This is a genomic window from Bradyrhizobium sp. P3_C3 (genome assembly GCF_056402655.1).
Genome location: NZ_JBFUGY010000093.1, coordinates 1 through 10,192 on the forward strand (window position 1 = coordinate 1; position 10,192 = coordinate 10,192).

Below are 10,192 nucleotides of genomic sequence, written 5' to 3' on the forward strand. Positions count from 1 at the left end.
TGCTTCAGCGGTGCCGGTCAGCCGGGCGGCATGCCTCAGGGTCAAGGAACGGGCCAAGGACCCTCGACCGCGGGATGGTCAGCCTGCATCGGCGTGCCGGTGACTGTATCGGCGTGCTTCAGCGGTGCCGGTCAGCCGGGCGGCATGCCTCAGGGCCAAGGACCCTCGACCGCCGGATGGTCGGCCTGTCTCAGCCTGCCGGTGACTGTATCGGCGTGCTTCAGCGGYGCCGGTCAGCCGGGCGGCATGCCTCAGGGCCAAGGAATGGGCCAAGGACCCTCGACCGCCGGATGGTCGGCCTGTCTCAGCCTGCCGGTGACTGTATCGGCGTGCTTCAGCGGTGCCGGTCAGCCGGGCGGCATGCCTCAGGGTCAAGGAACGGGCCAAGGACCCTCGACCGCGGGATGGTCAGCCTGCATCGGCGTGCCGGTGACTGTATCGGCGTGCTTCAGCGGTGCCGGTCAGCCGGGCGGCATGCCTCARGGCCAAGGACCCTCGACCGCCGGATGGTCGGCCTGTCTCAGCCTGCCAGTGACTGTATCGGCCTGCTTCAGCGGCGCCGGTCAGCCGGGCGGCATGCCTCAGGGCCAAGGAATGGGCCAAGGACCCTCGACCGCGGGATGGTCAGCCTGCATCGGCGTGCCGGTGACTGTATCGGCGTGCTTCAGCGGTGCCGGTCAGCCGGGCGGCATGCCTCAGGGCCAGGGACCCTCGACCGCCGGATGGTCGGCCTGTCTCAGCCTGCCGGTGACTGTATCGGCCTGCTTCAGCGGCGCCGGTCAGCCTAGCGGCATGCCCGCGACACCCGGTTCAGCCTGATAGAGGGCGGGCAGTTGCAGAGCGGCGTCGGGGCCCGCCGCTCTTCGTCTCCGTACACTCGCGATGGTCTCCGCGCCCTAAACGAGGCACCCATTTCCACCCGAACCAATGACATCCGCTATGCACGGTCTTGTATCAAAAGCGATAAATGCAATTCCCGCGTTTCGCGATAACTACCGGATCGAGCTCGCCCCCGGCGACGGTGTTTTCTTTTTCGCTGACGACCGGCAAGGCGTCCTGACGGGCTCCACAGTCGAGCGGGTCTGCGGTTTGATCGACGGTGAGCGCTCCATCGATGACATCATACGAGAAGTCGCGCCCCAACTAAGCGGCCAGGAGGCGCGAGACGCGCTGGCGGTCCTGTCGCAGAATGGTCTAATTTTCGACGCTGCACACCGAGACTGGAGCGACAGTACGCTATTCTGGAGCAGTCTAGGTGTCGATGTAGGCCAGCTTGCGCAAACGCTTGGCGCGTTTCCCGTTGAGGTCATCGCTACCCCCGGCATCAACCCGATGCCATTCCTGCAGGCGCTTGAGGCGGCGGGCGTCAAAACCAGCGGTGTCCCCCGCTTCACCGTCTGCGTCACGGATGACTATCTCCATCCCAAGCTAAGCGAAATCAATCGTGCGCGATTGGCGTCTGGATCTCCATGGATGATCGCAAGGCCGGTGGGTATTGTCGGCCTTTTCGGCCCGATCTTCCAGCCGGGGCTCTCCGCTTGCTGGGAGTGCCTAGCGGCGCGGCTCCGCGCTCGCGTCGCCGCAGAGCGGTTCTTCGATGCGGGAAGGCACAGCAAGACGCTTGCGCGGCGTAATGGCTCGGCAAATCTCCAGATCGCGGGAGCCGCACAGCTAGTTGCCCTGCACGCCGCGAAGTGGGTCGGCCTCGCTGATGGGGGGCAACTCCTCGGCAAGATCGTCAGCATGAATCCGTGGAACTTCGTTTCCACCACGCATATCGTCGTAAAGCGCCCACAGTGCCCGTCCTGCGGGAGTCCACTGTCTGGCAACAACAAGTTAGTGGCGCCGCAGCTCCATAATAGAGCGAAGGCGAGGTGCACTGAGACGGGTCACCGCGAGGTGTCCGCTGAGGAGACCTTCGCCAGACACCAGCATCACATAAGCCCGTTGAGCGGTATCGTCAGCGAGCTAGCGCCATCGTCGGCCGACGAGGACGACGTAGTTAAGCTGTTCATCGCCAGCCACAACTTCTCTATGGACAGCACCTCGCCCAAGGCCATCCGCTACAGCATGTACACGAAGAGCTGCGGCAAGGGGCCGACCGTCGCCCAGGCTCGGACCAGCGCGTTATTCGAGGCGCTTGAGCGCCATGCTGGAGTGTACCAGGGCGACGAGACGCTCGTTCGGGGAAAGCTCGTTGAGCTCGGCGATGCGGCCTTGCACCCGAACGACTGTATGCTGTTTAGCAAACAGCAATATCGTGATCGGCTGCGCTGGAACACTCAAGGCTCGCCCTTCAACGCAGTTCCGGACGCTTTCGATCCGAACGCCCCTGTCGAATGGACCCCAGTTTGGTCTCTGACCGCGCAGTCCGTCCGCTACATGCCCGCTGCATGCCTGTACTACGGGTACCCGACGCGGGGTAGCGAACCTTTCTGCTGGGCCGACTCCAACGGAAACGCCGCTGGCAACTCCATCGAGGAGGCTGCGGTCCAGGGCTTCTTGGAACTCGTCGAGCGCGATGCCGTCGCGCTCTGGTGGTACAACAGACTGCGCATGCCTGGCCTGGACATGAACCGTTTTGATCACCCTTTCATCCGGACCTGCCAAGAGCGCTATCGGCACCGCGGGCGCGACATCTGGGCGCTCGACCTGACAAGCGACTACCAGATCCCTGTGGTGGTCGCCCTGAGTCGCAATGCCGAAGGAGCGAAAGAGGAGATCATCTTCGGCTTCGGCGCGCACTTCGACCCGACTGTAGCGCTTACCCGCGCGCTGGCCGAAATGAGCCAGTTCTTACCAGCCGTGAGCGCGCCAGCAGGCATCGACGGGCGCCGACTCTACGCCTACCAAGACCAAGTCGCGATCCGCTGGTGGGAAACGGCAACCACGGCGAACCAGTCATACGTGCTGCCGGCTGACCATGTGTCCGCACACGGTCCGGAGACGTTTCAGAGATGGGATAGCAATGATCATTTGGTGGACCTTGCGCAGTGCGTGTTGAAGGCCCAAGCGCTGGGCATGGAGACGCTCCTTTTAGACCAAACGCGGCCCGATGTCGGGGTTAGCGTCGTCAAGGTGATCGTCCCAGGCATGCGGCACTTCTGGGCGCGCTTCGCGCCGGGCCGGCTCTATGAGGTTCCATGTCAGATGGGTCTCTTGGCGACGCCGACCGCAGAGGCAAACCTTAACCCGATCCCGATGTTCCTGTGATGCGATGGCACCGCTGCTAAGGTCAACTGAGCGTGTGGGGCGAGGTCAGGTTTCCTGGCGGATCGACGATCGCTTCGTTCGCCGGCATTTGCCCGCGGGAGATGCTATCTGTGGACCAGACGGGCAGGTATTTATGCTACTACCTGCAGGTGCACTGGATGCGCTCCTCCTCGGCGAAGGCGGCTCTCGAAGCAACGTCGCAGAAATGTTGGAGCCGGCACTTGGGTCGCTGTGCATTGAACTGGTCCGGGCCGGCGTCCTCCAGCGTGTATTGCAATTCGGCGGGAGAATCGCCGCTATCGTCGATCCAATCAGCCCCCGCTACGAACCTCGGCCCGTAAACTTACCCGCCCCAGACGCTCCGATGCGGTTATCCCGCTTCGCTTGCATCAGGGCCGAGAACGGAACTCTGACAATCGAGGGGCCGCTAAGCCATTCGCGCATCCGACTGCTGGACGCCGGACTTGCTTCAGCCCTTGCCATCTTCGCTGCGCCGTACGCGCCCGCCGATCTTTACCGTCGCTTGAGAGTACCTGACGGCAGAATGCTAGAGCTGTTTGTCGCTCTGCTGGCTGCCGAGGGCCTCGCTGGTCGCGTCGACAGCGGCGGCGAAAGCGAGGAGCTCAGCCACTGGGAGTTCCACGATTTGTACTTTCACGCGCGCAGCCGCCAGGGTCGTCACAACAACCCCGTGGGAGCGACTTACCGCTTCCGGGGCCAGGTTGCTCCAGCGCCAGCCGTCAAGCCGCCGATGTCGACCGTGCGTATTCCTCTCTTCCGGCCGGATCTGCATTGGCTCGCCGCGCACGACCTGCCTCTGACGGCGGCAATCGAGCGGCGTCGGTCCATCAGGACGAGCACTTCCAATGGAATCCTGTCCGAGCAGCTTGGCGAGTTCCTGTTCCGCGTAGCTCGGGTGAAGGAGCTGGCGCGGTTCGACGACGTGGAGCTAACTTGTCGGCCCTATCCAAACGGCGGGGCAAGCTATGAGTTGGAGCTCTACGTCCTAGCCGAGCGGTGCCAGGGGCTACTTAGGGGGCTGTACCATTACGACCCTATGACGCACTCGCTTGAGCCGATTTGCCCACCCACCTCGGCGACGGCCGCGTTTATCCAGGACGCTCGTACTGCCACGGCCGGCCTTGCACATCCCTCCATCCTGCTGCTTGTCGCCGCGCGGTTCCGAAGAGTCTCCTGGAAATACCAGTCTATCGCCTACGCGACGATACTCAAGAACGTCGGAGCACTGTTCCAGACAATGTACTTGGTCGCAACGGCGATGGGCTTGGGGCCCTGTGCACTTGGCGCGGGAAACTCCGATCGATTCACTGACATGATTGGATCCGACTACTTCGGGGAAACGACCGTGGGCGAGTTCATGCTGAGCAATCCTGTGTAAGGAGGACATCTCATGGCACGCAAGCCGACAGAACGGGCTGCCGACGCGCAGCCAGAACCGCCTGCCGCCGAGGAGCAGACAACCCGCGGTGCAGCGCCTCCTGTCGAACTAAACCTCAATACGGTGATCCCGCTGCAGACATTCCGGAGTGCCCAATCGGGCCTAACGCTCCCTGAGATGCAGTTGGCCGTCGAGCAGGCGCTAATGCTCTTTGACGATCTGTACGCGCACCTTCTTCTTAAACAAGCCATGTATGCCGTCGATCCGGTCCAGGCGTTGCGGTTGATGCTTCTTCGCGTCCGCCGAGGGCAGGTGCAGAACGAGGGCGTCTTCCACCGCAGGATGCTGGAGATTTTCAACAGCGTGAGAGACCTGCACACAAACTATCTGCTCCCCGAGCCGTTCGCGACTGCGACGGCATTTCTGCCGTTCATGATTGATGAGTACTTCGATGAGCAGGGTATCCCCCACTACCCCGTAACCCGGGTGATGGAGCCGGCGGTTCAAGCCCCATTCACTCCGGGCGTCGAGATTACCCACTGGAATGGCATGCCCATGGCAACAGCCATCGACGTGAACGCGCGCGACCACGCCGGCAGTAATGACGCGGCAAATCATCTGCAGGGACTGCTATCGATGACATCACGGCCGCTGCTAAGCTCCCTATCGCCACGGGAGGACTGGGTCACCTTGACTTTTCAGCATGCCCGGGGGGTCAGTGAAATCCGCTTTCCTTGGAGCGTCTTTCGACCTGAACCACCACCGTTGAGAGTCGCGACCGGCGATGCCAACTCGTTCGCGGCGACTGCCATGGGCATTGACGTCGCGCTCGCCGCTACCCATCGCGCGCGCCAAATTCTTTACAAGCCTGAATCCGTCCAGCGGGAGCGTAAGATGACGAACGCGGGACAGCAGCCGGCTGGGGCCACACAGCATGCCCTCGGCAACGCGACCACGTTTCCTAACAACTTAGAATACAGTGTCCGCGAAACTGGCTCGGGAAGTTTCGGACTCTTGAGGATACGTAGCTTCGACGTCCCAGACCACCTGGCATTCTTGCAAGAGGTCATCCGAATTCTCGGTTTGCTGCCTCAGGAAGGCTTGATCATCGACGTGCGCGGCAACCCCGGCGGCAACATCTTAGCGGGGGAGCACCTGTTGCAACTTTTCACCGATAGAAGGATCGAACCCGAGCCGGTTTGCCTGCGCAACACGCTTGCAACACTGACCTTGACGCGAAATCAGTTCCTGCAGATTTGGCGCCCCTCGATCGATCTGGCTGTGGAGACGAGCGCGCAGTACTCGCAGTACTTCCCGATCTCAGATCCAAACAGCGTTAACGCCACCGGTCGTCGGTATCAAGGGAAGGTCGTGCTCCTGATAGATAGCGCCTGCTACAGCACGACCGACTTTTTCTCAGCTGGATTTCAGGACCATGAAATCGGGCCTGTTCTGGGCTTCAACGACAGAACCGGCGCTGGAGGCGCCAATGTCTGGACACACGAGTTGCTGAGCAACTTCGTACCAGCACGTGGCGCTGGAGGCGGTTTGCCGATGCCGCTGCAGCCGCTGCCACGGGGAATGGCAATGCGTGTGGCCTTCCGCCGTTCGAGCCGGGTCGGCGCGCGCGCGGGGTTGCCACTTGAGGATCTCGGTGTGAAGGCCGACATCATGCACCAGCGAACGATGCGCGATGTGTTTGCAGACGCCGACGATTTGTACGAGCAGGCCGGTGAGGTTCTCTGGAGACAGATAAAGGGCGTCTGACGGCAAAACGAAAACTATCGTTACTCACGCCGACGTCAGTTGACCGGTGCGCGGTATGCCACACCTTCGGATGAACAGGATGAGGCTCGCTCGTCAACGCCAGGCCAGCGGGAATCTATGGTAGGCATGCGCTTCGCGTTTCTATAACTGACGGTGCCCGATTATAGAACCGGTGCCGTAGCCGCTCTGGCCTACCGGACGTTCACCGGAGTGGGTGCAGGGACAACCGTCGCTCCGCACTCTCAAGCGCTCTTGACTGTTGTAGACTGCCCTCGCGCCAAGGATGCAAAGGACAATGTGACTCGTCCCTTTGTTTGCTCACTGGCAAATCACCCGCTGGACCAAGCTTGTACCCACGCCCAGCGTCCGGCCGATCTTAAGAATGCCCATGCCCTTGGCCCTCAGATCCCGGATGCGGGTCTCGATCGCTGGCTTCATCGGCCGGCGGCCGAGCTTCGTTCCCTTCGCCTTCACCCTCGCAGGTCCGGCCTTCACTCGCTCCCGAATGATGCCGCGCTCAAACTCGGCGAATATCTGCCAAGCCCTTCATCCTAAGCCCTTCCCTCACCATTTGTTTTCGTTTGAGGATGCCTCAGACCCCTGTCTCATCTGAGGGCGCGCGGTGACTCGCTGTGTCTCACCAGCCGAATTCGTTGCAAATCACCCTGATAGCGCGCGTTCAGGTCCATCATCGCGTTGTTGGGAGGTACCTCGACGTCAGGCGCGAGTGTCTTCCCGTGCTTCCACGAGCCGCAGCAGTGAGACACCAGTTAATTCTTAAGGTGTCTCACCACAGTCTCAGCCCTGTTCGAGGGTGACTCGCCTTGATACCGAGCCTTGCGGCGAACGGATCTTTGTGCCGCGTTACCCGACAAGGCCCTGCATTGCCTAGCGGGCATAGCTTCGCCCCTTTCCGCCTTCAGTCTGGGAAAAGACCCAATCTGAAGCTCCTGACGATGGAGAAGGCCCACTCGGCCTCGCGTACTTGGTTGCCCTTCGAACCCTCGTGGGGTTCGCGCGGCGTTGGCCCCGGCGCGTCCGCCCGTCGCGCCTTGTGGAGGGGCGTGACGGTTGGGATGATTTTTTCGGCTCATCCCGCAAGTCGACCGGTTCGGGTTGTCATCCCGCTGACGGCTGCGACTTGCCTTCAACCGCTCCCGGGGGTGCCGGGCACCTGAAGGCCGCGGGAAGGAATGGGGACACCTGAACCCGCGCATTTTGTTTTCCGATCGCCAAAGGCGTATAGCGGCCGGCTCGCTGCCGCTGTTTGAGCTTGCGGCGCGCTGGCGGTCATTCATCGGCGGGGGAAAGAGTCCTGTTCTTCCCTCCCCGGCGACGAGATCATGGCCGATCTCGACTCGTCGCTATTCTCGCGACGGTCAGCCGTAGTACCTTGATTGCGGCGGGAGCCTCCGAAAAGCAGACCCGCAATCGCGGAGCCCACGGCTGACCGAACGCGGCAGTTCGGTCAGCGCGTGAGCGCCGTTTCTTGGACCTTCTCCTCGCTTTGCTCGTCTGGAGCGCGAAGGAGGATAAGGTTGACACGATCCGGCAGGACCAGCGGCTGATCGGACGTGACTCCCGTGACGGCATCGCTGTCGTCACGATTGGAGTCACGGCCTTGGCGCAGCTTCTTGCGCCGACGGCGCTGGCGTTCCGCGGCGGTCCTGTCCTTGAGGCTTGTATCGCGAGAACAACCGTTCTCCGCAACGTCTGGCACCAGAACGTAAGGGAGCCCGACCTCCTGAATGATCGCGCGAACAATAGCTTCCGCATGCTCCGGTCGGAAGATCAAGACGTTATCTTCATCGTCCTTCCAGGAGTCCGGATTGTGTTGCCGCAGCACGATGTCCCCAAAAGGGTTCGTGTAGACGGCGGTTTTGTTTTGCGCCGGATAGAACGGCACGACGAGGCACCCGTCATCCCAGTCGAATTTCTCGCTCACGGACGCCCCCATATTGCTGGGGCGCTTGAACGGAGCTCCTCGTTCGAGTATGCAGAATCAGCAGCTGCCCAAGTACCAAAGAATGCCGGCGCCTCCCGATTTGCCCTCGGGGGGCGCTTTCTTTTGTCCGGAGGGTCCGGTTCAGGAAAAGCTATGGCGAACTCGTGCCGGTTCGCGCGGCAACGTGCGGCCGCAGACCGGTCTTCCTTACCTGTCACGGTAGGCTGTTTGGGGGCCAACGTTGAAACACGTTGAGTTTCAATGAAGCGGGCTCGGCCCAAACTTTGGGCTAAGTGCTTCGAAATGCCTAGAATCCCCCCTTCGCTAGGGAATGGCACCGGCCTCGTCGCGGCGTCTTTACGCCCGTTCGAGGACACTATCGCTGCTAGAGATTCGGTCGCGGGCTGCATGAAATTACTCGCTGCCTCGCCGCTTAGATTCCTCCGCCAAACGGCGCTCGACATATGCGTCGATGCTGCTCCAAGTGATCTTTCGAGAGGCACCTTCGCGATAACTGTCCAACGCTTTCGAATGCAGCAACTCGTAGAGCTTCGCGCGACCGATCCTGAGCGCAAACATAGTCTCGTTAACGGTCGCGACTACGGCGCGCTCGCCTTCACCATTCGTAGAAATCATCGCCCTGTTCCCAGATGTTCAGCATTCGGCGACTGAACATTCCCAGGGCGCTGAGCGCAGCTTCTTTCTAACGAAGTCAACGTTATTCGGCTTGGTAACAGGCCCTCACCAAACGCGCGCGACCTGCGGGCAAATTACAGCCAACATAAGCTATTGAAAATCCGGTTCTTTCAGAGCTTCGCCAAAATAGAATTTTTTCGTGCTGAGCAAGCTTTTGAAGGTGTTCAGCATTTCCAAGCAAAGTTGCGAGGGTAACTCCATCGCGTGGCGCGGTTCTGGGAAGATACTCCCTCCCCCATATTTCCGTGAATAGCTTGTATTTTTCGCCGGCCGCAGCTTTCGCTACGGTTTCGATCTACGTTTCCACACGCTATCCGCCTGGACGACACGGCCAGTTTTTCGCCACGCTTGGAAAGTGCGCCCGACGTTACCCGTTGGTCCTGAGGCGAACATGGCCTTCTAAATCGGCCACGTCGGCAGCTGAGGGCAGACCTGAAGTCAACGGAACGCGGCCAGATCGACGCGATTGATCCGAAGCCGACATAGGGCATTGTCACCTAGCGCGCGAAAGTCACCTTTCGGCTGAGACAACGAGCTAGAGCAATGACCGGCCCGGTCTTCGGAGACCGGGGCCGGGCCTCGCACCGGCCGGGGGGTATATAGGGGGTGCGAAGCACATGAGTGCGAAGCGAGGGTGCGAAGGCTGCTCTGGAGAGTAAGGCGACCAGACGAAGCTCTTCAGGCTGAGGCTGGGAGCGACCGGTTGTGGGCATGCGCCTTCCCGCCGCTTTGCGAGGCAGCAAAGCATCTTACCGAATACGACGACCCTTGAAATCTGATATTCTGCACTGCGTCCTCCTCAAGTTGCGATGAGGGTCGAATGAAGCGGCGAGAGTTCATAGCCGCTGCGGCGTTTCTCGCTTGGTCAGGGCGTTTGCGCGCGCAGGGTAAACGCCATCGACTTGGCTTTCTCGCCGTAGGTGACGGAGGCGGGCAGACGCTCAATCAAGCCGAGCGGGCGTTGTTCGATGGATTGCGAAACAATGGCTGGATAGACGGAAGAAACCTGACTATTGACTATCGTTTTTCCCAACCCCCGGACCGACTGCCAGTTTCAATTGCCGATCTGATTGCTCTCCGTCCCGATGTGCTCGTCGTCGCGGCACCACAGGCAACCGAAGCCCTGAAATCGGCGACCACGACCATTCCCATTGTATTCGTAGCTGTTGCCG

Annotated in this window: 6 protein-coding genes; 4 read left to right on the forward strand and 2 right to left on the reverse strand. The window is 61.1% G+C overall.

What is annotated here, in order from left to right:
• The first annotated feature begins 939 nt into the window (after positions 1-939).
• From AC1DW2_RS42640 to AC1DW2_RS42650, 3 genes are all read left to right on the forward strand, one after another.
• Positions 940-3,213 (forward strand): TOMM precursor leader peptide-binding protein, encoded by a 2,274-nt coding sequence (locus AC1DW2_RS42640; protein ID WP_477009085.1) that lies wholly within the window; start codon positions 940-942, stop codon positions 3,211-3,213.
• Between the two features lie 133 nt (positions 3,214-3,346).
• Positions 3,347-4,612 carry a SagB family peptide dehydrogenase gene (locus tag AC1DW2_RS42645; protein WP_477009086.1) on the forward strand — a complete coding sequence of 422 codons (1,266 nt, stop codon included), beginning with the start codon at positions 3,347-3,349 and terminating at the stop codon, positions 4,610-4,612.
• A 12-nt stretch (positions 4,613-4,624) separates the two neighbouring features.
• Complete coding sequence (locus AC1DW2_RS42650; RefSeq protein WP_477009087.1) at positions 4,625-6,379, forward strand: S41 family peptidase; 1,755 nt, start codon at positions 4,625-4,627, stop codon at positions 6,377-6,379.
• Between the two features lie 1,468 nt (positions 6,380-7,847).
• Here AC1DW2_RS42650 and AC1DW2_RS42655 read toward each other — a convergent pair.
• Positions 7,848-8,324 (reverse strand): hypothetical protein, encoded by a 477-nt coding sequence (locus AC1DW2_RS42655; protein WP_477009088.1) that lies wholly within the window; start codon positions 8,322-8,324, stop codon positions 7,848-7,850.
• Positions 8,325-8,738: 414 nt separating this feature from the next.
• On the reverse strand, positions 8,739-8,960 hold the full coding sequence (locus AC1DW2_RS42660) for a helix-turn-helix domain-containing protein (protein ID WP_477009089.1): 222 nt from the start codon (positions 8,958-8,960) through the stop codon (positions 8,739-8,741).
• An 880-nt stretch (positions 8,961-9,840) separates the two neighbouring features.
• On the opposite strand from AC1DW2_RS42660, the gene AC1DW2_RS42665 reads away from it, so the two are divergent.
• On the forward strand, positions 9,841-10,192 hold a 352-nt coding region (locus AC1DW2_RS42665), incomplete at its 3' end, for an ABC transporter substrate binding protein (RefSeq protein WP_477009090.1).

Bases quoted from the DNA above. Each gene is read 5' to 3' on its own strand.
- AC1DW2_RS42650 (WP_477009087.1), top strand. From the start codon at position 4,625: ATGGCACGCAAGCCGACAGAACGGGCTGCCGACGCGCAGCCAGAACCG.
- AC1DW2_RS42640 (WP_477009085.1), top strand. From the start codon at position 940: ATGCACGGTCTTGTATCAAAAGCGATAAATGCAATTCCCGCGTTTCGC.
- AC1DW2_RS42645 (WP_477009086.1), top strand. From the start codon at position 3,347: ATGCTACTACCTGCAGGTGCACTGGATGCGCTCCTCCTCGGCGAAGGC.
- AC1DW2_RS42660 (WP_477009089.1), bottom strand. From the start codon at position 8,960: ATGATTTCTACGAATGGTGAAGGCGAGCGCGCCGTAGTCGCGACCGTT.